Source organism: Caulobacter sp. S45, from assembly GCF_903642205.1.
Taxonomy (GTDB): Bacteria; Pseudomonadota; Alphaproteobacteria; order Caulobacterales; family Caulobacteraceae; genus CAHJWH01.
Genome location: NZ_CAHJWH010000034.1, coordinates 1 through 23,505 on the forward strand (window position 1 = coordinate 1; position 23,505 = coordinate 23,505).

The 23,505-nt window shown below is 66.3% G+C and carries 36 protein-coding genes, 1 tRNA gene and 1 pseudogene; all 38 read right to left on the minus strand.

Features of this window, described 5'->3' with window-relative positions:
• A partial coding sequence (gene nuoG, locus HUV06_RS05600) for an NADH-quinone oxidoreductase subunit NuoG (protein ID WP_174300289.1) occupies positions 1 to 1,259 on the minus strand: 1,259 nt, incomplete at its 3' end.
• Positions 1,259 to 1,498 carry a hypothetical protein gene (locus HUV06_RS05605; protein WP_174300290.1) on the minus strand — a complete coding sequence of 80 codons (240 nt, stop codon included), beginning with the start codon at positions 1,496 to 1,498 and terminating at the stop codon, positions 1,259 to 1,261. The genes nuoG and HUV06_RS05605, both read right to left, overlap by 1 nt.
• Positions 1,499 to 1,507: 9 nt before the next feature.
• Entirely contained in the window at positions 1,508 to 2,827 is a 1,320-nt protein-coding gene (gene nuoF / locus HUV06_RS05610; RefSeq protein ID WP_174300291.1) for an NADH-quinone oxidoreductase subunit NuoF, read from the minus strand.
• A 196-nt stretch (positions 2,828 to 3,023) separates the two neighbouring features.
• Positions 3,024 to 3,248, minus strand: coding sequence for a hypothetical protein (locus tag HUV06_RS05615; protein WP_174300292.1), 225 nt, complete (start codon positions 3,246 to 3,248; stop codon positions 3,024 to 3,026).
• Positions 3,245 to 3,913 (minus strand): NADH-quinone oxidoreductase subunit NuoE, encoded by a 669-nt coding sequence (nuoE, locus tag HUV06_RS05620; protein WP_174300293.1) that lies wholly within the window; start codon positions 3,911 to 3,913, stop codon positions 3,245 to 3,247. The genes HUV06_RS05615 and nuoE overlap by 4 nt, the downstream gene beginning before the upstream one ends.
• Positions 3,910 to 5,124 carry an NADH-quinone oxidoreductase subunit D gene (locus tag HUV06_RS05625; protein WP_217433654.1) on the minus strand — a complete coding sequence of 405 codons (1,215 nt, stop codon included), beginning with the start codon at positions 5,122 to 5,124 and terminating at the stop codon, positions 3,910 to 3,912. Before HUV06_RS05625 ends, nuoE begins: the two co-directional genes overlap by 4 nt.
• Before the next feature lie 244 nt (positions 5,125 to 5,368).
• A pseudogene (locus HUV06_RS05630) lies at positions 5,369 to 6,007 on the minus strand (NADH-quinone oxidoreductase subunit C); the annotation flags it as partial.
• Positions 6,008 to 6,017: 10 nt separating this feature from the next.
• Complete coding sequence (locus tag HUV06_RS05635) at positions 6,018 to 6,659, minus strand: NADH-quinone oxidoreductase subunit B family protein (protein WP_371810999.1); 642 nt, start codon at positions 6,657 to 6,659, stop codon at positions 6,018 to 6,020.
• Positions 6,629 to 7,006 (minus strand): NADH-quinone oxidoreductase subunit A, encoded by a 378-nt coding sequence (locus HUV06_RS05640; RefSeq protein WP_174300296.1) that lies wholly within the window; start codon positions 7,004 to 7,006, stop codon positions 6,629 to 6,631. Before HUV06_RS05640 ends, HUV06_RS05635 begins: the two co-directional genes overlap by 31 nt.
• Before the next feature lie 165 nt (positions 7,007 to 7,171).
• Positions 7,172 to 7,248, minus strand: a tRNA-Asp gene (locus HUV06_RS05645).
• A 75-nt stretch (positions 7,249 to 7,323) separates the two neighbouring features.
• Positions 7,324 to 8,643, minus strand: a complete 1,320-nt coding sequence (locus tag HUV06_RS05650) for an O-antigen ligase (RefSeq protein WP_174300297.1) — start codon at positions 8,641 to 8,643, stop codon at positions 7,324 to 7,326.
• Between the two features lie 143 nt (positions 8,644 to 8,786).
• On the minus strand, positions 8,787 to 9,206 hold the full coding sequence (rplQ, locus tag HUV06_RS05655; RefSeq protein ID WP_174300298.1) for a 50S ribosomal protein L17: 420 nt from the start codon (positions 9,204 to 9,206) through the stop codon (positions 8,787 to 8,789).
• 91 nt (positions 9,207 to 9,297) lie between these two features.
• Complete coding sequence (locus HUV06_RS05660; protein WP_174300299.1) at positions 9,298 to 10,314, minus strand: DNA-directed RNA polymerase subunit alpha; 1,017 nt, start codon at positions 10,312 to 10,314, stop codon at positions 9,298 to 9,300.
• Positions 10,315 to 10,403: 89 nt separating this feature from the next.
• Positions 10,404 to 10,793, minus strand: a complete 390-nt coding sequence (gene rpsK, locus HUV06_RS05665) for a 30S ribosomal protein S11 (RefSeq protein ID WP_174300300.1) — start codon at positions 10,791 to 10,793, stop codon at positions 10,404 to 10,406.
• Between the two features lie 13 nt (positions 10,794 to 10,806).
• The gene (gene rpsM, locus HUV06_RS05670; protein WP_174300301.1) at positions 10,807 to 11,175 is read right to left on the minus strand and encodes a 30S ribosomal protein S13; all 369 of its coding nucleotides are present in this window, start codon (positions 11,173 to 11,175) and stop codon (positions 10,807 to 10,809) included.
• A 117-nt stretch (positions 11,176 to 11,292) separates the two neighbouring features.
• Positions 11,293 to 11,910, minus strand: coding sequence for an adenylate kinase (locus HUV06_RS05675; protein WP_174300302.1), 618 nt, complete (start codon positions 11,908 to 11,910; stop codon positions 11,293 to 11,295).
• Positions 11,907 to 13,295 carry a preprotein translocase subunit SecY gene (secY, locus tag HUV06_RS05680; RefSeq protein ID WP_174300303.1) on the minus strand — a complete coding sequence of 463 codons (1,389 nt, stop codon included), beginning with the start codon at positions 13,293 to 13,295 and terminating at the stop codon, positions 11,907 to 11,909. Before secY ends, HUV06_RS05675 begins: the two co-directional genes overlap by 4 nt.
• 268 nt (positions 13,296 to 13,563) lie before the next feature.
• A complete protein-coding gene (gene rplO / locus HUV06_RS05685; RefSeq protein WP_174300304.1) occupies positions 13,564 to 14,052 on the minus strand; it encodes a 50S ribosomal protein L15 in 489 nt (162 codons plus the stop codon).
• Positions 14,053 to 14,139: 87 nt separating this feature from the next.
• Complete coding sequence (gene rpmD, locus HUV06_RS05690; RefSeq protein ID WP_174300305.1) at positions 14,140 to 14,322, minus strand: 50S ribosomal protein L30; 183 nt, start codon at positions 14,320 to 14,322, stop codon at positions 14,140 to 14,142.
• 4 nt (positions 14,323 to 14,326) lie between these two features.
• Complete coding sequence (gene rpsE, locus HUV06_RS05695) at positions 14,327 to 14,902, minus strand: 30S ribosomal protein S5 (RefSeq protein WP_174300306.1); 576 nt, start codon at positions 14,900 to 14,902, stop codon at positions 14,327 to 14,329.
• Positions 14,903 to 14,911: 9 nt separating this feature from the next.
• Entirely contained in the window at positions 14,912 to 15,274 is a 363-nt protein-coding gene (gene rplR, locus HUV06_RS05700; protein WP_174300307.1) for a 50S ribosomal protein L18, read from the minus strand.
• 3 nt (positions 15,275 to 15,277) lie between these two features.
• A complete protein-coding gene (gene rplF, locus HUV06_RS05705) occupies positions 15,278 to 15,811 on the minus strand; it encodes a 50S ribosomal protein L6 (RefSeq protein WP_174300308.1) in 534 nt (177 codons plus the stop codon).
• A 12-nt stretch (positions 15,812 to 15,823) separates the two neighbouring features.
• Positions 15,824 to 16,222, minus strand: a complete 399-nt coding sequence (gene rpsH / locus HUV06_RS05710; RefSeq protein WP_174300309.1) for a 30S ribosomal protein S8 — start codon at positions 16,220 to 16,222, stop codon at positions 15,824 to 15,826.
• A gap of 13 nt (positions 16,223 to 16,235) precedes the next feature.
• Positions 16,236 to 16,541 carry a 30S ribosomal protein S14 gene (rpsN, locus tag HUV06_RS05715; RefSeq protein WP_174300310.1) on the minus strand — a complete coding sequence of 102 codons (306 nt, stop codon included), beginning with the start codon at positions 16,539 to 16,541 and terminating at the stop codon, positions 16,236 to 16,238.
• 6 nt (positions 16,542 to 16,547) lie between these two features.
• Complete coding sequence (gene rplE / locus HUV06_RS05720; protein ID WP_256430020.1) at positions 16,548 to 17,135, minus strand: 50S ribosomal protein L5; 588 nt, start codon at positions 17,133 to 17,135, stop codon at positions 16,548 to 16,550.
• A gap of 55 nt (positions 17,136 to 17,190) precedes the next feature.
• Entirely contained in the window at positions 17,191 to 17,505 is a 315-nt protein-coding gene (gene rplX / locus HUV06_RS05725; RefSeq protein ID WP_174300312.1) for a 50S ribosomal protein L24, read from the minus strand.
• Positions 17,505 to 17,873: a 50S ribosomal protein L14 gene (gene rplN / locus HUV06_RS05730; protein ID WP_174300313.1), complete on the minus strand. Its 369-nt coding sequence runs from the start codon at positions 17,871 to 17,873 to the stop codon at positions 17,505 to 17,507. Before rplN ends, rplX begins: the two co-directional genes overlap by 1 nt.
• Positions 17,874 to 17,895: 22 nt before the next feature.
• Positions 17,896 to 18,147 carry a 30S ribosomal protein S17 gene (rpsQ, locus tag HUV06_RS05735; RefSeq protein WP_174300314.1) on the minus strand — a complete coding sequence of 84 codons (252 nt, stop codon included), beginning with the start codon at positions 18,145 to 18,147 and terminating at the stop codon, positions 17,896 to 17,898.
• A gap of 3 nt (positions 18,148 to 18,150) precedes the next feature.
• A complete protein-coding gene (gene rpmC, locus HUV06_RS05740; protein ID WP_174300315.1) occupies positions 18,151 to 18,357 on the minus strand; it encodes a 50S ribosomal protein L29 in 207 nt (68 codons plus the stop codon).
• Positions 18,357 to 18,803: a 50S ribosomal protein L16 gene (gene rplP / locus HUV06_RS05745; RefSeq protein WP_174300316.1), complete on the minus strand. Its 447-nt coding sequence runs from the start codon at positions 18,801 to 18,803 to the stop codon at positions 18,357 to 18,359. The genes rpmC and rplP overlap by 1 nt, the downstream gene beginning before the upstream one ends.
• 12 nt (positions 18,804 to 18,815) lie before the next feature.
• Positions 18,816 to 19,583: a 30S ribosomal protein S3 gene (gene rpsC / locus HUV06_RS05750; RefSeq protein WP_174300317.1), complete on the minus strand. Its 768-nt coding sequence runs from the start codon at positions 19,581 to 19,583 to the stop codon at positions 18,816 to 18,818.
• Positions 19,584 to 19,964, minus strand: a complete 381-nt coding sequence (gene rplV / locus HUV06_RS05755; protein ID WP_174300318.1) for a 50S ribosomal protein L22 — start codon at positions 19,962 to 19,964, stop codon at positions 19,584 to 19,586.
• 3 nt (positions 19,965 to 19,967) lie between these two features.
• The gene (gene rpsS / locus HUV06_RS05760) at positions 19,968 to 20,246 is read right to left on the minus strand and encodes a 30S ribosomal protein S19 (RefSeq protein ID WP_174300319.1); all 279 of its coding nucleotides are present in this window, start codon (positions 20,244 to 20,246) and stop codon (positions 19,968 to 19,970) included.
• Between the two features lie 3 nt (positions 20,247 to 20,249).
• Positions 20,250 to 21,086, minus strand: a complete 837-nt coding sequence (gene rplB, locus HUV06_RS05765; protein ID WP_174300320.1) for a 50S ribosomal protein L2 — start codon at positions 21,084 to 21,086, stop codon at positions 20,250 to 20,252.
• Between the two features lie 12 nt (positions 21,087 to 21,098).
• Positions 21,099 to 21,395: a 50S ribosomal protein L23 gene (locus HUV06_RS05770; RefSeq protein ID WP_174300321.1), complete on the minus strand. Its 297-nt coding sequence runs from the start codon at positions 21,393 to 21,395 to the stop codon at positions 21,099 to 21,101.
• Positions 21,395 to 22,054, minus strand: a complete 660-nt coding sequence (gene rplD / locus HUV06_RS05775) for a 50S ribosomal protein L4 (protein ID WP_174300322.1) — start codon at positions 22,052 to 22,054, stop codon at positions 21,395 to 21,397. Before rplD ends, HUV06_RS05770 begins: the two co-directional genes overlap by 1 nt.
• Positions 22,054 to 22,791 carry a 50S ribosomal protein L3 gene (gene rplC / locus HUV06_RS05780; protein ID WP_174300323.1) on the minus strand — a complete coding sequence of 246 codons (738 nt, stop codon included), beginning with the start codon at positions 22,789 to 22,791 and terminating at the stop codon, positions 22,054 to 22,056. Before rplC ends, rplD begins: the two co-directional genes overlap by 1 nt.
• Positions 22,792 to 22,804: 13 nt before the next feature.
• A complete protein-coding gene (gene rpsJ / locus HUV06_RS05785; RefSeq protein WP_174300325.1) occupies positions 22,805 to 23,113 on the minus strand; it encodes a 30S ribosomal protein S10 in 309 nt (102 codons plus the stop codon).
• Positions 23,114 to 23,505 lie beyond the last annotated feature (392 nt).

Sequence of the window (23,505 nt, forward strand, 5' to 3'; positions counted from 1 at the left end):
AGCGAAGCGGGCCCGGCGCCCAGATAGTCGAAGCCGTAGCGCAGGTCCGCCGCCTCGCCGATCAGGCCGACGTTCAGCTTGCCCTTGAGCCATGCCTTGCGGATGCGCGCGTTCAGCAGCGGGGCCTCGCGCCGCGGGTTGGTCCCGACCAGCAGCAGGCGGTCGAGCTTCTCGATGCCGGCGATGGTGGTGTTGAAGAGCCAGCTCTCGCGCGGACCGTGGCCCAACTTGGCGCCGTCCTGGCGGCAGTCAAGGTTCTTCACGCCCAGCGAGGAGAACAGGTCCATCGCCGCCTTCATGGATTCCGCGTCCTGCAGGTCGCCGGCGATCACCCCGATCCTGTCAGCTGAGGTGGCGCGGAGCTTCCCGGCCACCGCCGCGAAGGCCTCGGCCCAGGTCGCCGGCTTCAGCTTGCCGCCGACCCGGATGAAGGGGCGGTCCAGGCGCTGGCGGATCAGGCCGTCGGGGACGTAGCGGGTCTTGTCGCTGATCCACTCCTCGTTGATGTCCTCGTTCACGCGCGGCAGGATGCGCATGACCTGGGAGCCCTTGGCGTCCACTCGGATGGCGCTGCCGAGCGCGTCCATCACGTCGATGGTGTCGGTGTGCTTCAGCTCCCAGGGGCGGTAGTTGTACTGCCAGGGCTTGTGGGTCAGGGCGCCTACTGGGCAGACGTCGGCCAGGTTGCCGGAGAGCTCGCTGGTCAGCGCCTCCTCCAGATAGCTGGTGATCTCGGCGTCTTCGCCGCGGGAGATCATGCCCATCTCCGACACGCCGGCGATCTCGGTGGAGAAGCGGACGCAGCGGGTGCACTGGATGCAGCGGTTCATCTGCGTCTTGATCAGGGGGCCCAGGAACTTGTCCTCAACCGCCCGCTTGTTCTCGACGTAACGGCTGTCGTCGCGGCCATAGCCCATGGCCTCGTCCTGCAGGTCGCACTCCCCGCCCTGGTCGCAGATCGGGCAGTCCAGCGGGTGGTTGATGAGCAGGAACTCCATCACCCCTTCGCGGGCCTTCTTCACCATGGGCGTGTTGGTGAAGATCTCCTGCTTGTCGGCGGCGGGGAGCGCGCAACTGGCCTGAGGCTTGGGCGGCCCGGGCTTCACCTCCACCAGGCACATGCGGCAGTTGCCGGCGATGGACAGCCGCTCGTGATAGCAGAAGCGCGGGATTTCCTCCCCCGCCAGCTCGGCGACCTGGAGCACGGTCATCCCGGGCTCGAACTCGACCTCTCGGCCGTTGACCTTGGCGATGGGCATCAGCGCATTCCCACGGGCATCTCGACGAGGTCGAGCCGCCGTTCAATTCTATCCAGCCGATGCTCAACACGGTCGATGCGAGCCTGGACACCCGCGATACTCATCTCGACGCCGGCAAACCTCTGCTCCATCGTGCTCATGCGAACCTTGAGATCGGAGGCGTCCTCGATCACGCGATCGAGCTTCGCGTCGATCCGCCTGAGATACTGCAGGACGAAGTTGTCGGGTTCGTCGGCCATCTTCTTCCCCTACTCCGCCGCCAGCAGCGCGGCGCCCTGCACGTGCGGCTTGCCGGTGCGGTAGCTGGAGATGCGCGCCTCCACCTCAGGGCGGAAGTGGCGGAAGAGGCCCTGGATCGGCCAGGCGGCGGCGTCGCCGAGGGCGCAGATGGTGTGGCCCTCCACCTGGGTGGTGACCTCCAGCAGCATGTCGATCTCGCGCATCTCGGCGGTGCCGTTGGCCATGCGCTCCATCACCCGCCACATCCAGCCCGTGCCCTCGCGGCAGGGGGTGCACTGGCCGCAGCTCTCGTGCTTGTAGAAGTAGCTGATGCGGCTGATGGCGCGGATCAGGTCGGTGGAGCGATCCATCACGATCACCGCGGCGGTGCCGAGGCCGCTCTTCAGGTCGCGCAGGCTGTCGAAGTCCATCAGCGCGGTCTCGCACTGATCGATCGGGATCATCGGCACGGAGGAGCCGCCGGGGATCACCGCCTTCAGGTTCGACCAGCCGCCGCGGACGCCCCCGCAGTGGTCCTCCAGCAGCTGCTTCAGCGGAATGGACATGGCCTCTTCCACGTTGCAGGGCTGGTTCACGTGGCCGGAGACGCACATCAGCTTGGTGCCGGTATTGTTCGGCCGGCCAAAGCTTGAGAACCAGTCGGCGCCCCGGCGCAGGATCGTACCCACGACCGCTATGCTCTCCACGTTGTTCACCGTGGTGGGGCAGCCGTAGAGGCCGGCGCCGGCAGGAAACGGGGGCTTCAGCCGCGGCTGGCCCTTCTTGCCCTCCAGGCTCTCCAGCAGCGCAGTCTCCTCGCCGCAGATGTAGGCGCCGCCGCCGTGGTGGATATAGAGGTGGAAGGGGTAGCCGAAGTCGTTGTCCTCGCCGATCAGGTTGGCGGCGTAGGCCTCCGCCACCGCGCGCTCCATCACCTCGCGCTCGAAGACGTACTCGCCGCGGATGTAGATGTAGCAGGCGTGGGCCTGCATGGCGAAGGAGGCGATCAGGCAGCCTTCGATGAACAGGTGGGGATCATGGCGCATGATCTCCCGGTCCTTGCAGGTGCCGGGCTCGGACTCGTCGGCGTTGACCACCAGGTAGTGCGGGCGGCCCTCGGTCACCGTCTTGGGCATGAAGGACCACTTCAGCCCGGTGTTGAACCCCGCCCCGCCCCGGCCGCGGAGGCCGGAGTTCTTCATATTGGTGATGATCCAGTCGCGCCCGCACGACAGGATGTCGGCCGTCGCGTTCCAGGCGCCCCGCTGGCGCGCGCCCTCCAGGTACGGGTCCTGGAACCCGTACAGGTTGGTGAAGATGCGGTCCTTGTCTTCGAGGATGCCGGGCATCAGGCGTGTTCCGAACGGAGGACAGTATCTCCTCCCCTGCGAAGCGGGGGAGGTGGCGCGACGCGAAGCGGCGTGACGGAGGGGGCTCCCCGGGCGCGACGTGGGCTGGACGCCCCCTCCACCACGCTACGCATGGCCCCCCTCCCCCGCTTCGCAGGGGAGGAGAAGAGGCCTGATGCGGTCGCCACAAGGCGCATTAACTCGCCTTCCCAAGATCAGGCTTCTGCATCTGCACGAACTGCACAACCGCCGTGACCAGGGCGCACAAGCCGAAGACGAACACCACCGCCGACATGCCGTTCACGTGGGGCGGCCTCGACGTCAAGGCGACGCCGAGGCCCAGGCCGCCGTTGATCAGGAAGGCGGTGGCGAACACGAGCGACAGGATGATGCGCCCTGAGTAGGGCTGCTTCCAGCTCATGCCACGGGCTCCGGCTCAGGCGCGTTCGGCAGCTTCTCGATCTTCCTGGCCTTGGACCCGTCGTACAGCGCCGGATCGCTCAGCGTCTGGGCGCCGCCGGCCGGTTCGGAGCTGCGACGGCCCGTGTAGCTGCCGGGCTTGGGCGACTTGCCGGCGCGGAAGTCGGCGATGATCTGGCGGAAGCTCTCCGGCGTCAGGTCCTCGTAGTAGTAGTCGTTGATGGCCGCCATCGGCGCGTTGCAGCAGGCGCCCATGCACTCCACCTCTTCCCAGGTGAACAGGCCGTCGGCGGTCATGTGGCCCTTCTGACCGAACTCCTGCTTGCAGATGGCGATCAGCTCGTTGGCGCCGCGGAGCGCACACGGCGTGGTGCCGCATACCTGGATCAGGGCGGCGCGGCCCACCGGCTCCAGCATGAACATGGTGTAGAAGGTCGCCACCTCCAGGATCCGGATCACCGGCACCTCGAGCATCCTGGCGACCAGGCGGATGGCGGGTTCGCAGACCCAGCCCTCCTGCTTCTGCACCAGCCAGAGCAGCGGGATGGAGGCGGACTGCTTCTTGGCCGGCGGATACTTGGCCAGCCAGAAGTTCACCTTCTCCAGGCTCTGCGGCGTGAAGGCGAAGCTTGCAGGCTGTTCCTTGGCAAGACGGCGGACGCTCACCGGTCCACCTCCCCGAACACGATGTCGATGGACCCCAGGATCGCGGCCACGTCGGCCAGCAGGTGGCCGCGGTTCATCCAGTCCATGGCCTGGAGGTGGGCGAAGCCCGGCGCGCGGATGTGGCAGCGATAGGGCTTGTTGGTGCCGTCGGCGACCAGGTAGACGCCGAACTCGCCCTTGGGGTTCTCTACCGCCACATAGACCTCGCCGGCGGGCACGTGGAAGCCCTCGGTGTAGAGCTTGAAGTGGTGGATCAGGCTCTCCATCGAGCGTTTCATGTCGGCGCGGCGCGGGGGCGCGACCTTGCCGTCCTCGGTCATCACGGGACCCGGCGTAGTGCGCAGCCGCTCCACGCACTGCTTCATGATGCGGATGGACTGGCGCATCTCCTCCATGCGGATGAGGTAGCGGTCATAGCAGTCGCCGTTGTTCCCCACGGGGATATCGAAGTCGTAGGTCTCGTAGCCGTCATAGGGCTGGGACTTGCGCAGGTCCCAGGCGATACCGGACCCCCGCACCATCGGCCCGGAGAAGCCCCGCGCGAAGGCCTCCTCCGCCGAGACCACGCCGATGTTGACGTTGCGCTGCTTGAAGATGCGGTTGCCGGTGACCAGGCCGTCGATGTCGGCCAGCACCTTGGGAAAGCTCTCGCACCAGGCCGCGATGTCGTCGATCAGGGCCGGCGTCAGGTCCTGGTGCACGCCGCCGGGACGGAAGTAGTTGGCGTGCAGGCGCGCGCCTGAGGCGCGCTCGTAGAAGACCATCAGCTTCTCGCGCTCCTCGAACCCCCAGAGCGGAGGGGTGAGCGCGCCGACGTCCATGGCCTGCGTCGTGACGTTCAGGATGTGGCTGAGGATGCGGCCGATCTCGGCGAACAGGACGCGGATGATCTGGCCCCGAGGCGTCGCCTGGATGCCCAGCATCTGCTCGATGGCGAGCACGAAGGCGTGCTCCTGGTTCATCGGCGCCACGTAGTCGAGCCGGTCGAAATAGGGGATCGACTGGAGATAGGTGCGCGCCTCCATCAGCTTCTCGGTGCCGCGGTGAAGCAGGCCGATGTGCGGGTCCACCCGCTCCACCACCTCCCCGTCCAGCTCCAGCACCAGGCGCAGGACGCCGTGGGCGGCGGGGTGCTGGGGGCCGAAGTTGATGTTGAACTTTCGGACCTTGGTCTCCGGCACGCCGAAGTCGTCGGCCGGCGTGATGGTCATGCCGCGCTGGTTCAGCACCGCGGGCGGAATGATCTCCGTCTGCATGGACGGGTTCTGCGCCGTGAGAGCGTCGTCGGCCATGAGGCTAGCCCTTCTTCGGCGGAGGCGGCGGGGGCGCGTGGGAGGGCGCAGAGTCGGTGCCGGCCTTCTGGTCGACGGAGGTGAGCGTCTCGGCGCTCAAAGCGGTCTGAGGCGCGTTCAGCGCCGCGGCGCTCTTGGCGCTCATCGCCTGTTCGGCCTTGTCGAAGGCCTTCTCGTCGCCCGGCAGCACGTATTCGTAGCCCTGGCCGGGCAGGGCGGCGCGGGCGCCTTCCCACGGCGAGAGGAAGTCGAAGGCTCGGAACTCCTGGGGCAGCTTGACCGGCTCGTAGACCACCCGCTTCAGCGCCTCGTCCCAGCGCACCTCGACATAGCCCGTCATCGGGAAGTCCTTGCGCAGCGGATGGCCGTGGAAGCCGTAGTCGGTCAGGATGCGACGCAGGTCCGGATGGCCCTCGAAGAAGATGCCGTACATGTCGAACGCCTCGCGCTCGTACCAGTCCGCCGCAGGGTGCACGGTCGTGACCGACGGCACCGGCGTGTCCTCGTCGGTCTGCAGCTTGACCCGCAGCCGCCGGTTCTTGGCGAAGGAGAGCAGCTGGTAGACCACGTCGAACCGGCGCGCCCGGTCGGGATAGTCGACGCCGCTCAGCATGGTCAGCTGGATGAACCTGTAGGCGGCGTTGTCGCGCAGGATCGTGAGCAGGTCCACGATCCGGTTCGGCTGGGCGATGATGGAGAGCTCGCCGTACTCGACGCGGAAGCCCACGGCCGAGCCCATGGCGTCGGCCAGGATGGCCTCGCCCATCACCTTCAGTTCGTCATCGGCGACGATGAGGGTCATCGGTCGCCCCTCATCGGTCGATGGTCCCGGTTCGCCTGATCTTCTTCTGCAGCTGCAGCAGGCCGTAGATCAGCGCCTCCGCCGTCGGCGGGCAACCGGGGACATAGACGTCCACCGGCACGATCCGGTCGCAACCGCGCACCACGCTGTAGCTGTAGTGGTAATAGCCGCCGCCGTTGGCGCAGGAGCCCATGGACACGACGTAGCGCGGGTTCGGCATCTGGTCATAGACCTTGCGCAGCGCCGGGGCCATCTTGTTGGTCAGGGTGCCGGCCACGATCATCATGTCGCTCTGCCGCGGGCTGGCGCGGGGGGCCATGCCGAAGCGCTCCATGTCGTAGCGGGGCATCGACGCCTGCATCATCTCGATGGCGCAGCAGGCCAGGCCGAAGGTCATCCACATCAGCGAGCCGGTGCGCGCCCAGGTGATCACGTCGTCCAGCGCCGCGGTGACAAAGCCCTGGTCGGAGAGCTGGCTGGACAGCGCGTCAAAGCCCGCATCGTGCAGCTGTGGATCGTAGCCCTGCACACTTGATCGCGCGGCGGCCCCTGCGGGGACGGGCGGGACCAGGAGGCCGGACGGGGATGCGCTGAAAGCGTCTTCGGTGGGACGCACGGTCGCTACTCCCATTCCAACGCGCCCTTCTTCCACTCATAGATGAAGCCGACCGTGAGGATGAACAGGAAGGTGAACATCGACCAGAAGGCGAACACCTGGATGTCGTGCGGCAGCTTCATCAGGCTGACTGCCCAGGGAAACAGGAACGCCACCTCCAGATCAAAGATGATGAACAGGATGGAGACCAGATAGAAGCGCACGTCGAACTTCATGCGCGCGTCCTCGAAGGCGTTGAACCCGCACTCATAGGCGGAGATCTTCTCCGGATCGGGATCGCGCGGCGCGAGCGTGAAGGCCGCCACCAGAAAGGCGGAGCCGATCACGGCCGCAATCCCCATGAACACGAGGATCGGCAGGTACTGCAGCAGGAAGGCGTTCATCGAAGCCTCAGATGGGAGTCCGGCGCTTGTAGACCAAGGCCTTGCGGGCTTCAAACGCAGCCGGGCGAAAAGCCAGGGATGCGAGCGGTTTCCACGCGCGGGCATCACCCCTGCAGCGCCTTGCCCGTGGTGGCGAAGCCGACCGATAGACGTTGTGCTTGGAAATGGCGCGAGTGACGGGACTCGAACCCGCGACCTCCGGCGTGACAGGCCGGCGCTCTAACCAACTGAGCTACACCCGCATGCCTGGATTCACCCGGCGCGAGGCGGTGTGGATAGGGTCTGGCGTGGGCGCGGTCAAGCCTGTTCCCGGCTGCTCATCCCGAGCCTGAGACCGATAGGACCGGCGGGACCGACACGCTCGACGTAGGTCGGGGCGCGCGCAGCACGGGCGAAACAAGCTTGGCCGGGCCGAGCAGCTGGGTGAGCACGGCGACGAACACCACCCAGACTAGGTTGTTGCCTGAGAGCAGCACACTTTCCGCCATGGACATGCCCAGGAAGATGGCGAGGTAGATGGGCGCGAACCAGCCGTCGTCTCGACCGCCCCACCGCCTGATGGCGAAGATGAGTCCGAACAGGCAGCCGAGCGAGGTGAGCGCCAGTCCCACCCAGCCCACCTGAGCCAGCAGATCGAGCCAGCCGTTATGCGCCTCAGGAGCCACCCAACCGGTCTGCTTGGCGACGACCATGGCGGGCGCCGACTGCTTGTTCCAGAAGGCCGCGAAACCGAAGCCGGTCAGCGGCCGCTGGGCGACCTGGCCCAGCACGGCGGCCCAGATCTGGGTGCGGCCGGTGAGGGTCGGGTCCTTGCCGATGGCGTGGAAGAGGGCGTCCGGAACCACGAAAGCCGAGAAGCCCGCCGCGAGACTCAACGCGCCGGCTCCCCAAACGGCCAGGACCGCACGAACTGGACCGCGCCGGGCCAAGCTGAACGCCGCCAGCAGCGCCAGACCCAGCAACAGGCAGACCAGCGAGGTCTTGCCCCGGCTCATCAGAAGATCGAAGACGCACAGGCCGAAGCTCGCAACCCAGAGCCTGCGGTGACCGTCTGCGAGCGTCGCGGCGCAGGCGGCGGCGAGCGCGCTGATCATCATGAAGCCGGCAAGCGCGTTCTTGGTGTCCCAGAGACCTCGCCAGTCACCGGCATTCACCAGCTGCTCCACCCCATAGCGTGGAATGGCGATGGCCACGACGACGCTGCCCGCCGCCAGCAGCAGGCCCGCGGCGGCGATGATTTGGACCATGCTCCGACCGGTGAAGGCGGCGCCGAGGCCGAAGCCGAACACGGTGGTGAGGATGAGCGCGAAGGCGCGCCGTCCTGTGTCGTCTGGCATGATCGACCATGACTTGGACGCACAAGCCCAGACCACCGGGAGCGCCACCAGGATGGCCGGCCACCACGCGCGCGCCAACTGCCGCCAGCGTCGCGTGCAGAGCAGCAGCGCCAGTGCATAGACCGGCGGCCAGTAGAGCCGGAGCATGGGGTTGGGCGGCGCGTTCGGATCGTCGGACAAGCCCATCAGCAACATGCCGGGCGCGGTGAAGGCCCCGACAGCCAGAACCGCCATGACGACGTCCAGGCGTTCGCCACGGGACGAGGCGCCCCGCCTTTGAGCCTGCAGGCCGTCCTGCATCACGCGATCCCTGACCCTTATACCGAAGTCTTGAGCTGCCCAGGCTTTCGCCTGCGTTAAGGCGCTGGACCGGTCGCGGTGAGAACACGAAAAAGGGTGGCCCGGAAATCGGACCGCCCTTTGGAAAAGCCCGGCGAAGGTGCTCAGTCCTGGTAGTCGTCGTCAGCCGTCATCACCGGGCCGCTGTCCTGGCCCTTGGCGGAGGTGTCGCGGTCCACGAACTCGATCACCGCGACCGGCGCATTATCGCCGTGGCGGAAGCCCGCCTTCATAATGCGGATATAGCCGCCGTTGCGGTCGGCGTAGCGCGGGCCAATGGCGGCGAACAGCTTGCTAACCTGGTCCACGTCGCGCACCCGGCTGATGGCAATGCGGCGCGCGTGCAAGTCGCCGCGCTTGGCGAGCGTCACCAGCTTTTCGACGAAGGGACGGAGCTCCTTGGCCTTCGGCAGGGTGGTGGTGATCTGCTCGTGCTTGATCAAGCTCGCGGCCATGTTGGCGAACATCGCGGTGCGGTGGGCCGAGGTCCGGCCGAGTTTGCGATGGGCATTTCCGTGACGCATGGCTTGGTCTCCTCAGCAGGCCTCACCCTTCAGGTTGGAAGGGGGCAGAGCAGGCGCCCGGCGGGCCGGGCGCGTGCGGGGTCAGCAGGCTTTAGATTTGGTCTTCAAACTTCTTGGCCAGGTCTTCGATGTTCTCGGGCGGCCAGTTCGGCACGTCCATGCCGAGGTGCAGGCCCATGTTGGTCAGCACCTCCTTGATCTCGTTCAGCGACTTGCGGCCGAAGTTCGGGGTGCGCAGCATCTCGCCCTCGGTCTTCTGGATCAGGTCGCCGATATAGACGATGTTATCGTTCTTCAGGCAGTTGGCCGAGCGAACCGACAGCTCCAGCTCGTCGACCTTCTTGAGCAGCGAGGGATTGAAGGGCAGTTCCGGCTTGGCCTCGTCCACCACCTTCTTCTTTGGCTCGTCGAAGGTGATGAAGAGCTGGAGCTGGTCCTGCAGGATGCGCGCGGCGTATGCCACCGAGTCCACCGGCGACACGGCGCCGTTAGTCTCCACTTCGAGCACCAGGCGGTCGTAATCGAGCGATTGGCCTTGCCGGGTCGGCTCGACGCGGTAGGCGACGCGCTTCACCGGGCTGTAGAGCGCGTCCACCGCGATCAGCCCGATGGGAGCGTCCTCGGGACGGTTCTGCTCGGCGGCGACGTAGCCCTTGCCGATGTTGACGGTGAACTCCATCCGTACCTGCGCGCCCTCGTCAAGGGTGCAGATCACGTGGTTCTTGTTCAGAACCTCGATGTCAGACGGCGCTTCAATCTGGCCGGCGGTGACCACGCCCGGGCCGGTGGCGCGCAACGTCATGCGCTTAGGTCCATCGGAGTGCATCCGCAGCGCCAGCTGCTTGATATTCAGGATAATGTCGACGACGTCCTCGCGCACGCCTTCCATGGAGGAGAACTCGTGCACCACGCCGTCGATCTGCACCGAGGTGACGGCCGCGCCCTGCAGCGAGGACAGCAGCACGCGACGCAGGGAGTTGCCGAGCGTCACGCCGAAGCCGCGTTCCAGGGGCTCGGCCACCATGCGCGCCTTGCGCTGGCTGTCGGCGCCGAGCTCGATCTGGGGCTTCTCGGGACGGATCAGGTCTTGCCAGTTTCTTTCGATCACGATCGTCTCTCGAACGGAGTTCGAGCGCCAGCGGCCAATCCGATAAAGGACAGCCGCTCAGCGCTCTTGAAGGTATCAGCGGGCGGGGATCAGACCCGGCGGCGCTTAGGCGGACGGCAGCCGTTGTGCGGGATCGGCGTCACGTCGCGAATGGCGGTGATGGAGAAACCCACGGCCTGGAGCGCGCGCAGCGCCGACTCGCGGCCAGAGCCCGGGCCGGCCACGTTCACTTCCAGCGTCTTCACGCCATGCTCCATGGCCTTGCGACCCGCATCTTCGGCGGCGACCTGGGCGGCGTAGGGGGTGGACTTGCGTGAGCCCTTGAACCCCATCGTGCCCGAGGAGGACCAGGAGATGGTGTTCCCTTGCGCGTCGGTGATGGTGATCATGGTGTTGTTGAAGCTAGCGTTCACGTGAGCGACGCCCGAGGTGATGTTCTTGCGCTCGCGCTTCTTGACGCGTGTGGGTTCCTTGGCCATCGACAGCTAGTCCTTACTTCTTCTTGCCGGCGATCGGCTTGGCCGGACCCTTGCGGGTGCGGGCGTTGGTGTGGGTGCGCTGACCGCGGACGGGGAGGCCGCGGCGATGGCGCAGGCCCCGGTAGCTGGCCAAGTCCTGCAGGCGCTTGATGTTCATGGAGACCTCGCGGCGCAGGTCGCCTTCCACGATGTACTCGCGGTCGATGGTCTCGCGGATCTGAAGCACCTCGGCGTCGGTGAGCTGGTTCACCCGGCGGGCGTCCTCGATACCGACGGTCTCGAGAATTTCCTTGGCGCGCTGCTGGCCGATACCGTGGATGTATTGCAGCGCGACTTCGACGCGCTTGTTGGTAGGGATATTGACACCTGCGATGCGGGCCACGCTCTATCTCTCCTGTGCGCGCACGGAAAACGCAAATAGGGCCGGAGCCGCCATAGGCGGAACCGGCGCACTGTCGCGCCCTTTCGCGGAATACGTGGTTATAGGGAAGCTCGCGCCTCAGTCAACCGGCGCTGCCGGTTTGAAGCGAGGTTGAGGAACCTTTTGCAGTCCGAGCTTGTCCAGCGCGGCGTCAACCGCAGCAGACACGCTGGCGATGTCGGCCATGCCGTCCACTTCGATGAGCTTGCCCGATATCTGGTAGTAGGGCAGCAGCGGTGCCGTCTGGGCAGCGTACGCCGAGAGGCGCGTCTCAAACACCTCAGGATTGTCGTCTGGCCGGCCTTGCTCCTCGAATCGCTTGGCGATCCGCGAGAGCAGCGCGTGATGATCGACCACCAACCGCAGCACTACGTCGATCTGGCTGTGCCGATGCGATAGCATACCGTCCAGCGCCTGCGCCTGGGCGACGGTGCGCGGAAAACCGTCGAAGATGGCGCCGCCAGCCGCCTCGGCCGCCGGCAGATGCTGCTCGATCAGGGCGATGACGATCTCGTCGGAAACCAGCTCGCCACGGTCCATGATGCCCGCCACCTGCTGGCCGAGCGCTGAGCCCGAGGTCTTGGCGGCGCGCAGCATGTCGCCAGTTGAGAGCTGGACCATGCCATGCTCGGTAACTAGCCGCTGGGCCTGCGTCCCCTTCCCGGCCGCCGGTGGGCCGAACAGGATCAGGTTCATCGCGCCGCCACCCGCGGGCTCACGCGGGGACGCATGCCCACTGCGCCGCCGTTCTTGCCGCGGGACTTCTTCATCAAGCCTTCGTACTGGTGAGCGAGCAGGTGCGACTGGATCTGGGTCACCGTGTCCATGGTGACCGTCACCACGATCAGGATAGAGGTGCCGCCCATGATCTGGGTGGTGGGATTGCCGCTCATGATCGCCTCGGGCACCAGGCAGACGAAGGCGATATAGGCGGCCCCGATCACCGTCAGCCGGGTCAGCACGAAATCCATGTATTCCGCGGTGCGCCTGCCGGGCCGGATGCCGGGCAGGAAGCCGCCGTACTTGCGAAGGTTCTCCGCCGTCTCGTCCGGATTGAAGACGATGGAAGTGTAGAAAAAGGTGAAGAACAGGATCAAGGACCCGTAGAGCACCAGATAGGCCGGGTGCCCGCGCGAGAGCTGGCCCACCACGTTGGGCAGCCAGGGCGCCCAGGCCGGCGGCTTTCCACTGCTCGCCACGAAGCCAAGCACCGTGGTCGGCAGAAGCAGAAGCGACGAAGCGAAGATCGGCGGAATGACGCCCGACGTGTTGATCTTCAGCGGCAGGAAGGAGCTGTCGCCTCCGTACATGCGGTTGCCGACCTGGCGCTTGGGGTATTGGACGAGCAGGCGGCGCTGGGACCGCTCCATGAACACGATGAACAGCACCGCCGCCACGGCCAGCGCCAGGATGCCCAGCAGGCCGAACGCGCTCATCGAGCCCGTCTGGGTCTGGGAGACCATCTGCCAGAGCGTCTTGGGCAGGTTGGCCACAATGCCGGCGAAGATGATCAGGGATGTGCCGTTGCCGACGCCGCGGGTGGTCATCTGCTCGCCGAGCCACATCAGGAACAGCGTGCCGCCTGTGAGCGTCGCCATGGTGGAGATGATGAAGAAGACGCCTGGCTGATCGACCACATGGCCGGCGTGCGACAGACCCTGGGCGATGCCGAAGGACTGCACCAGGGCCAGCAGCACGGTAAGGTAGCGCGTGTACTGGTTCAGGGTCTTCTGGCCGGCCGCGCTCTCCTTCTTCAGCTTCTCCCAGGGCGGGTACATCGTGCTCATCAGCTGCACGATGATGGAGGCCGAGATGTAGGGCATGACGTTCAGCGAGAAGATCGCCATCCGCTGCACGGCGCCGCCCGAGAACATGTTGAACATGCCCAGGATGCCCTTGGACTGACCATTAAAGGCCTGGGCGAAGGCCTGGATGTTGATCCCAGGCATGGGGATGTAGGTGCCCAGGCGATAGACGATCAGCGCACCCAGCGTGAACCACAGCCGCTTGTGCAGGTCGGTGGCGCGCTGGAACGCCCCGAAGTTCATGTTCGCCGCGAGCTGTTCAGCCGCCGAAGCCATGGAGCGTCCTTGAAAGCCCGCGTGCCGCCCGGCCGGGACCCGACGGCACAATCCAGTTACAGGTAGAGCGTTCCGCTGAGGTTTGCGAGCGACGGGTTGCCGCTTTCGCGCCCCGCAATAGCCCTTACGCAATCCCTCCCCCTCGATGGGGGGAGAGGGTGGACGGCGGCGCCCGATCTGCAAGAGGCGCAGCCGTTAGCTAGATTTCGAGCCGCGCCGCCGTCCAAACCCCATCCCCAACCCTTCCCCCATCAAGGGGGAAGGGAGATCAGGCTTCCGACGTTTCCGGCACCGGCGCGGGCTTGGTCACGGTCAGCACGCCGCCCGCGGCTTCGATCGCCGCACGGGCGCCCGCGCTGGCGGAGTACACCGTCAGCGTCAGCTTGGCGGCGATTTTGCCGTGGCCGAGGAGGCGCACGCCGTCCAGCTCGCGGCGGATGACGCCGGCAGCCTTCAGTTCTGCCGCGCCGATCGGGGCGGCGACGTCGAGCTTGTCGGCTTCGATGGCCTTGGCGATGCGCCAGAGGTTTACCTCGGCGAAGTCCTTGGCGAAGGGGTTGTTGAAGCCGCGCTTAGGCATGCGCATGTGCAGCGGCATCTGGCCGCCCTCGAAGCCCTTCATGCCGTGTCCGGTGCGGGCCTTCTGGCCCTTCACGCCGCGGCCGGCGGTCTTGCCCTTACCGGAGCCTTCGCCCCGGCCGACGCGCATCCGCTTCTTGCGGGCGCCTTCGTTGTCAGCGATCTCGTTCAGCTTCATGGCCTGCTCCTTAAGAGGCTAGCGCCGGCGCGGGGGCCGACTCGGCGGTTGTATATCCTCCCCCGCTTTGCGGGGGAGGATAAGATTTCAGCCCTCGTTTTCGATCCGCACCATGTGGGCGACCTTGGCGATCATGCCGCGGACGTGGGGGGTGTCGGGCAGCTCGGAGGTCCGGCCGATCTTGTTCAGCTTCAACCCCTTGAGGGTCTCGCGCTGGTCCTTCGGGCGGCGGATCGGGCTGGCGACCTGGCGGACGATGACGGTGGCCATCAGCTTAGCCCTCCACGGCTTCGGGCGACGAGGCGCCGTCGGCCCTGCGGCCCAGCACGTCGCTGACCTTCTTGCCGCGCTTGGCGGCGATCTGGCGGGGCGAGCTCTGGGCCTTCAGGGCGTCGAAGGTGGCGCGGATCATGTTGTAGGGGTTGGACGAGCCGATCGACTTGGCCACCACGTCGTGCACGCCCAGCGTCTCCAGCACCGCACGCATGGGGCCGCCGGCGATCACGCCGGTGCCCGGAGGCGCCGCGCGCAGCGTCACCTTGCCCGCGCCGTGACGGCCCGCGCCGTCATGGTGCAGGGTGCGGCTCTCGCGCAGCGGCACGCGGATCATGGTCTTCTTGGCTTCCTCGGTCGCCTTGCGGATGGCTTCCGGCACTTCGCGCGCCTTGCCATGGCCGAAGCCAACCCTGCCCTTGCCGTCGCCCACCACCATCAGGGCGGCGAACGAGAAGCGGCGCCCGCCCTTCACGGTGGCGGCCACGCGGTTGATGTGGACCAGCTTTTCCTGGATGTCGCTGTCGCGGTCCTCGCCATCGCGGGGACGGCGGTTGCCTTCGTTGGGACGAGCCATCGGTTATCCTTAGAACTGCAGGCCGGCTTCGCGCGCGGCGTCGGCCAGCGCCTTGACGCGGCCGTGAAAGACGAACCCGCCGCGGTCGAACACCACGGTCTCGATCCCAGCGGCCTTGGCGCGCTCGGCGACGAGCTTGCCGACAGCGGCCGCGGCGGCCTTGTCGGAACCCTTCTCGGGCGCACCCTCGCCGCTCTCAAGCGAAGAGGCGGCCGCAATCGTGTGGCCCGCCGCGTCGTCGATGACCTGGGCGTAGATGTGCTTGGAGGAGCGGTGCACCGACAGGCGCGGACGCCCGTTGCCAACGGCCCGGAGGCGTAGGCGATTGCGCTCGGCGCGGCGCAGGTGAGTTTCGCGGGGCTTGAGGGCCATGGCCTACTTCTTCTTGCCTTCCTTGCGCCGGACCTTCTCGCCGGCGTAGCGCACGCCCTTGCCCTTGTAGGGCTCCGGCGGACGGATGCGGCGGATGCGGGCGGCGACTTCGCCCACCATCTGCTTGTCAATGCCGGCGATCTTCACCTCGCCCGGGCGGGACGACGCGAAGGTGATGCCTTCCGGAGGCGGCATGTCGATGTCGTGGCTGAAGCCCAGCTGCAGGCTGAGGTTCCGCCCCTTGATCGCGGCGCGGTAACCCACGCCGACGAGTTCGAGCGTCTCCTCATAGCCCTTGGTCACGCCCTCGACCATGTTGTTCACCAGGGTGCGGGTCAGGCCCCACATGGCGTTGGCGCGCTGGCTGTCGCTGGTGGGGGTGAAGCTCACCGAGCCATTCTCCTGGAAGACCTTGATCTCCTCGGGCGCGCTGTAGGCGAGCTGGCCCTTGGGGCCCTTCACGGCGATCTTCTGGCCGTCCAGCGTCACGGTGACGCCGGAGGGGACGCTGATCGCCTTCTTTCCGATACGGGACATGGGACTATCGCCTCAGTAGACGCGGCACAGGACTTCGCCGCCGACGTTCTCGGCTCGCGCAGCCTGATCGGACATCACGCCCTTGGACGTGGACAGGATGGAGATGCCGAGCCCGTTCTTCACCGGCGCCAAGTCGCCGATGGCGGAATAAACCCGGCGGCCCGGCTTAGACACCCGGGCGATCTCGGCAATGACCGGCGCCCCGTCGAAATACTTCAGCTCGATCTCGAACTCGGGATGCTTGCCGGGCTCTTCGACCAGAGCGTAGCCGCGGATGTAGCCCTCGGTCTCCAGCACGTCGAGCACGCGCCCGCGGAGCTTGGAGGCCGGGGTGGACACCTTGGAACGCTTGCGCATGGCGGCGTTGCGGATGCGGGCGATCATGTCGCTCAGGGGATCGTTGAAAGACATCTTCTCCCCTCCCCTACCAGCTCGACTTCACGAGGCCCGGGATCTGGCCCTGGGAGCCGAGCTCCCGCAGCGCGATCCGGCTCATGTGCAGCTTGCGGTAATAGGCGCGCGGACGGCCCGACACCTCGCAGCGGTTGCGGATGCGGGTGGGCGAGGAACTGCGGGGCAGCTCGGCCAGCTTCAGGCGCGCGTCGAAGCGCTCCTCCAGCGGACGGCTCTCGTCGTTGGCCAGGGCCTTCAGCTCGGCGCGCTTGGCGGCGAACCGCTTGACGGTCTTGCGGACGGCGAGGTTACGGTTGACGGCGCTCTTCTTGGCCATGTGCCTTCAGCTCCCCGACGCTTGAGTGAACGGGAATTGGAATTCCTTAAGAAGCGCGCGCGCTTCGTCGTCTGTCTTCGCCGTGGTGCAGACAATGATGTCCATGCCCCACATCTGGTCGATCTCGTCGTAGTTGATCTCGGGGAACACGATGTGCTCCTTCAGGCCCATGGCGTAGTTGCCGCGACCGTCGAAGCTGGTGGGCTTCAGGCCCCGGAAGTCCTTCACCCGCGGCAGGGCCACGGTGATCAGACGGTCCAGGAACTCGTACATCCGGTCCTTGCGCAAGGTCACCTTGGCGCCGATGACCATGTTCTCGCGCAGCTTGAAGCCGGCGATGGAGTTCCGCGCCCTCGTGGGCTGGGGCTTCTGGCCGGCGATGAGCGCCAGGTCCTTCATGGCGGCGGTGGTCTTCTTGGAATCGTTGACCGCCTCGCCGATGCCCATGTTCAGCACGATCTTGTCGAGCCGCGGGATCTGCATTTCGTTGGTGTAGCCGAACTGCTCGCGCAGGGCATCGCGCATCTTGGCCTTGTAAACCGTCTTCAGGCGCGGCTCGTAGCGACCGTCAGCCCCGAGAGACTCGTTTGCCAGTCCGACTTCGCGCGGCGCGCTGGGCGCCTTGCCGGAAGAACTCTTCGTCGGTGACTTAGCCACTGATGACCTCCCCGGTCGTCTTGGCGAACCGGACCTTCTTCTCGCCCTCGGTGCGGAAACCGACGCGGGTCGGCTTGCCGTTGGAGTCCACCATGGCGACGTTGGAAACGTGCAGCGACGCTTCCTTGCGCTTGATCCCGCCTTGGGGATCGGACTGCGAGGCCTTGGTGTGGCGCTGGACCATGTTCAGGCCTTCCACCACCAAGCGCGTGTCCTTGGGCATGACTTTCAGGACCTTGCCCTGCTTGCCCTTGTCCTTGCCCGCGAGCAGGACGACGGTGTCGCCCGTCTTGATCTTGGCGGCCATCACAACACCTCAGGCGCGAGCGAGATGATCTTCATGTGGTTCTTCGCGCGCAGTTCGCGGGGCACCGGCCCGAAGATGCGCGTGCCGATCGGCTCGGCCGACTTGTTGACAATCACCGCCGCATTCTTGTCGAAGCGGATGGTGGAGCCATCCTTGCGGGCGATGTCCTTGGCCGTGCGCACGACGACCGCGCGCAGCACGTCGCCCTTCTTGACCCGGCCACGGGGGATGGCTTCCTTCACGGACACGACGATGACGTCGCCGACGCTGGCATAGCGGCGACCCGCGCCGCCCAGCACCTTGATGCACATGACCCGGCGGGCGCCCGAATTGTCGGCGACGTCCAGGTTAGTTTGCATCTGAATCATGGTTCAGACTTCCTTTAAATACTTAAACGGCCGACGAAGGAGCGCCCTTCGGGAGGACCTCCCAGGTCTTCAGCTTGGACTTGGGCGCGCACTCGATGATCCGAATGTTCTCGCCGGCCTTGTAGGTGTTGGCTTCGTCATGGGCGTGGTACTTCTTGGACCGGCGCACGGTCTTCTTCAGCACCGGGTGCAGGAAGGTCCGCTCGACCTTGACCACCACAGTCTTGTCGCCCTTGTCGGAGACGACCAAGCCTTCCAGGATACGCTTGGGCATGGGTCAGCCCTCCTTGCTGGCCGCAGGTGCAGCCTGGTGCATCTGGGTCTTGATGCGTGCGATATCCTTGCGGATAGCGTTCACACGGTGGGGCTTCTCCAGCTGGCCCGTGGCCGCCTGGAAGCGAAGGTTGAACTGCTCGCGCTTCAGCTCGAGCAGGTTGTCGGACAGCTGGTCGGCGGTCAGGCCGCGCACCTCAGTCATCTTCATTACGCGGCCTCCGCCATGTTCTCGACCAGCACGCCGGCATCCAGGCGGGTGACCACCTTGGTACGGATCGGCAGCTTGGCGGCGCCCAGGCGCAGGGCCTCGCGCGCTACGTCGTCGGCCACGCCGTCGATCTCGAACATGATCCGGCCGGGATGGACCCGGGCCGCCCAGTGGTCGATGGCGCCCTTGCCCTTGCCCATCCGCACCTCGGCCGGCTTGCCGGTCACCGGCACGTCCGGGAAGATGCGGATCCAGACGCGGCCCTGACGCTTCATCTGGCGGGTGATCGCGCGGCGGGCCGCCTCGATCTGGCGGGCGCTGATCCGCTCCGGCTCCAGGGCCTTCAGGCCATAGGCGCCGAAATTCAGCGCCGTGCCGCCCTTGGACGCGCCATGGATGCGGCCCTTGAACTGCTTGCGGAACTTGGTCTTCTTGGGGAGTAGCATCTCAGATCACCTTCAGGCCGCAGGCGCGTCACTGGACGGCGCATTGCGGTCACGGCGCGGACCCCGGGGACGGTCACGGTCGCGACGGTCGCCGTCGCCGGCGGGGCCGGTGGCTTCCAGCGCCCACCGCTTGTCCTGGGCCATCGGATCGTGCTCCAGCACTTCACCCTTAAACACCCAGACCTTCACGCCAATGATGCCATAGGTGGTCACAGCCTCGGTGACGCCGTAGTCGATGTCGGCGCGCAGGGTGTGCAGAGGTACGCGACCTTCGCGATACCACTCCATCCGCGCGATCTCCGCGCCGCCAAGACGGCCCGAGACGTTGATCCGCACGCCCTTGGCGCCCAGGCGCATGGCGGACTGCAGCGAGCGCTTCATGGCGCGGCGGAAGGCGATCCGGCGCTCCAGTTGCTGGGCGATGGACTCGGCGATCAGCTGGGCGTCGGTCTCGGGCTTCCTGATCTCGACGATGTTGAGGAACACCTCGCCCTCGGTAATGGCGGCCAGATCCTTGCGCAGCTTCTCGATATCGGCGCCCTTCTTGCCAATGATCACGCCCGGGCGTGCGGCATAGATGGTGACGCGGCATTTCCTGTGCGGGCGCTCGATGATCACGCGCGAGACGCCAGCCTGCTTCAGCCGCGCCTTCAGCCACTTGCGGACCTTGATGTCCTGGTGGAGCAGGCGCGCATAGTCTTCGCCGTCGGCGAACCAGCGGCTGTCCCAGGTCCGGTTTACGCCGAGGCGGAAGCCGATCGGATTGACCTTCTGTCCCATTTAGGCGGCCTCGGCTTGTTCGCGGACCACGATGGTGATCTCCGCAAACGGCTTTTCGATGCGCGACGCCCGGCCGCGGGCGCGGGCGGAGAAGCGCTTCATGATCAGGTTCTTGCCCACGAAGGCCTCGGCGACCACGAGGGAGTCGATGTCGAGGTTGTGGTTGTTCTCGGCGTTGGAGATCGCCGAGTAGAGGGCCTTGCGCACGTCGATAGCGATGCGCTTGGGGCTGAACTCCAGCTCGTTCAGGGCGCGCTGGACCGGCAGGCCGCGGATTGATTGGGCCACCAGGTTCAGCTTGCGCGGGCTGGTCCGCAGCGACGCGATCTTGGCCATGGCCGAGGTCTCGGACAGGCGGCGGGGCTTGGCTTGCTTGCTCATCGCCTACTTCCTCTTGGCCTTCTTGTCGGCCGCGTGGCCGTAGAAGGTCCGCGTTGGCGCGAACTCGCCGAGCTTGTGGCCCACCATGTCTTCCGACACCTGCACAGGCATGTGCTTGTGGCCGTTGTGAACGCCAAAGGTCAGGCCGACGAACTGGGGCATAATGGTGGAGCGGCGCGACCAGGTCTTGATCACGTCCTTGCGGCCGGAGTCCTGGGCCTTGTCCGCCTTCGTCAGCAGGTAGCCGTCGACGAACGGGCCTTTCCAGAGGGAGCGGGTCATCGCTTAGCGAGCCTTCCGAGCATGGCGGGAGCGGATGATGAAGCGATCCGTCTCCTGGTTGGTGCGGGTCTTGCGGCCCTTGGTGGGCTTGCCCCAGGGGGTGACCGGATGGCGGCCGCCGGAGGTCTTGCCCTCGCCGCCGCCGTGGGGGTGGTCGACCGGGTTCATGGCCACGCCGCGCACGTGCGGGCGGAAGCCCATGTGGCGGACGCGCCCGGCCTTGCCGAGGTTCTGGTTCATGTGGTCGGGGTTGGACACCGCGCCCACCGTGGCCATGCAGCCGTCCAGCACCATGCGCAGCTCACCCGAACCCAGGCGGATCTGGGCGTAGCCGGCGTCACGGCCGACCAGCTGGGCGTAGGCGCCGGCGGAGCGGGCCATCTGGGCGCCCTTCTCCGGCTTCATCTCGACGTTGTGGATGATGGTGCCGATGGGCATGCCGCGGAGCGGCATGGCGTTACCGGGCTTCACGTCCACCTTCTCACCGGCCACCACTTCGTCGCCGGCCTTCAGGCGCTGGGGAGCCAGGATGTAGTTCAGCTCGCCGTCGGCATACTTCACCAGCGCGATGAAGGCGGAGCGATTGGGGTCGTACTCCAGCCGCTCGACGGTGGCGGGCACGTTCCACTTGCGACGCTTGAAGTCGACGATGCGGTAGAGCCTCTTGGCTCCGCCGCCGCGGAAGCGAACGGCTACCCGGCCGTTGCCGCCGCGACCGCCTGACTTGGTCAGACCTTCGACGAGCGACTTCTCGGGACGACCCTTATGGAGTTCGCTGCGGTCAACCAGCACCAAGCCGCGCTGGCCCGGCGTGATCGGGTTGAATGTCTTGAGCGCCATGGCTTTCGCTCCCTACAGGCCGGTCGTGACGTCGATGGACTGGCCTTCGGCCAGCGTCACGATCGCCTTCTTCACGTCGTCGCGGCGGCCCATGATGCCACGGAAGCGCTTGGTCTTGCCCTTGGTCACCACGGTGTTGACCTTGAGCACGTTGACCTTGAACAGCTCCTCGACGGCCGCGGTGATCTCGTCCTTGGTGGCGTCCTTGGCCACCCGGAACACGACCTTGTTCAGTTCGGAGAGGACCGTGGCCTTCTCGGTGATGTGCGGCGCCAGGATGACGTCGTAGTGGCGTGCGGTCGCGACCATCAGGCGGCTTCCTTCTGTTCGGTCTCGGCGGCCTCGCCCGAGAAGCGCGCCTCAATGGCCTCCACCGCGGAGCGGGTCAGCACCAGGGTGTCGCGGCGCAACACGTCATAGACGTTCAGCCCCGCGTCCGGCAGCACGTCGATCAGCGGGATGTTGCGGGCGGCCAGCTTGAAGTTGGCGTCCACCTCGGGGCCGGCGATAACCAGGGCGTTCTTCAGGCCCAGGGCCTCGAACTGGGTCCGGAGCGCCGCCGTCTTGGGCGCATCCAGCGCGAGCTGGTCGACCACGACCAGGCTGCCGGCCTTGGCCTTGGAGCTGAGCGCGTGGCGCAGCGCCAGGGCGCGGAGCTTCTTGGTCAGGCTGAACTCGTGGCTGCGGACCACGGGACCGTGGGTCTTGGCGCCACCGACGAACTGGGCGGCCTTGCGCGAGCCGTGGCGGGCCCCGCCGGTGCCCTTCTGCTTGTACATCTTCTTGCCCGTGCGGGCGACTTCGTTGCGGGTCTTGATCTTGTGATTGCCAGAGCGGCGTTTGGCCAGCTGCCAGGTCACGCAGCGCTGCAGGATGTCGCCGCGGATGTGCTCGATCCCGAACACCGCGTCCGACAGCTCGATCTCGCCGGCCTGGTCGTTGGCCAAGGTAATGACATTGAGCTTCATTATTCAGCTCCCTCTTGGGCCGGAGCCTCAGGGGCCGCTTCAGCAGGTGTCGAAGCTGCACCCGAAGCACGGAAGGCGCCGGGCTTGGGCGCATCGGCGTGAAGCGCCTTCTTCACCGCGTCGCTGACCTTGACGTAGCCGTTCTCCGACCCCGGGACGGCGCCCTTGATCATGATCAGGCCGCGCTCGACGTCGACGCGCCACACGGTGAGGTTCTGGGTGGTGACGGTTTCGACACCGAGGTGCCCGCCCATCTTCTTGCCCTTGAAGGTCTTGCCCGGGTCCTGGCGCTGCCCGGTGGAGCCCAGCGAACGGTGGGACAGCGATACCCCGTGGGTGGCGCGCAAGCCGCCGAAGTTCCAGCGCTTCATGCCGCCAGCGAAGCCCTTGCCGATCGTGGTGCCCTGGATGTCGACCTTCTGGCCCGGCACGAAGTGGTCCGCGGTCAACTCCGCGCCCACTTCGATCAGGCTGTCTTCGCTGACCCGGAACTCGGTGACGATGTGCTTCGGCTCGACCAGCGCCTTGGCGAAATGGCCGCGCATGGCCTGAGAGGTGTTCTTGGCCTTCTTGGCGCCCGCGCCGAGCTGGAGGGCCACGTAGCCATCCTTCTCGATCGTCTTCTGGGCGGTGACCTGGCAGCCCTCGAGCGAGAGCACGGTCACGGGCACGTGCTGGCCGGCTTCGTCGAAGAAGCGGGTCATGCCGAGTTTCTTGGCGAGTACGCCGGTTCGCATCTGTCCGGCTCCCCTACAGCTTGATTTCGACGTCGACGCCGGCCGACAGGTCGAGCTTCATCAGCGCATCGACCGTCTGGGGCGTGGGATCGACGATGTCGAGCACGCGCTTGTGCGTGCGGATCTCGAACTGCTCGCGGCTCTTCTTGTCGATGTGCGGCGAGCGCAGGACGGTGAACTTCTCGAGCTTGGTGGGCAGCGGGATCGGCCCACGCACGGTCGCGCCGGTGCGCTTGGCGGTCTGCACGATCTCGCGCGTCGAGTGGTCGAGCACCCGGTGATCGAACGCCTTCAGGCGTATGCGAATATTCTGACGATCCATACCGATGCCGTCCTCGCGTCCGTTCCGCTCGTACAGTTCAAAGACCATGACCCCCGGCCCGAAAGCCGAACGCCGTACTACGTCCCGAACGCCACCAATCCGACCCGTCAAGCCAGACCGCGATGACGTGAGCCGCAAAACGAAAGGGCCCTGCGCAGCAAACTGCGAAGGCCCCGATCACTACGCGCCGGGAAGGGCGCGGCTCGTGAAGTTCGTATCGCGAACCGCGTCTAGACGACGAGCGCCTACGGCCGATTCAACGGAGCGCGGTTTATGACGATGCGGGCGGGGCGCGTCAAGCCTACAAGCTGGCTTGCCAGGGGAATCGCTTGAAGGGATCAAGCGGTTTGGGAGATGACGGCTTGGAGGTAGTCGTCATCCCATCCGGCGCG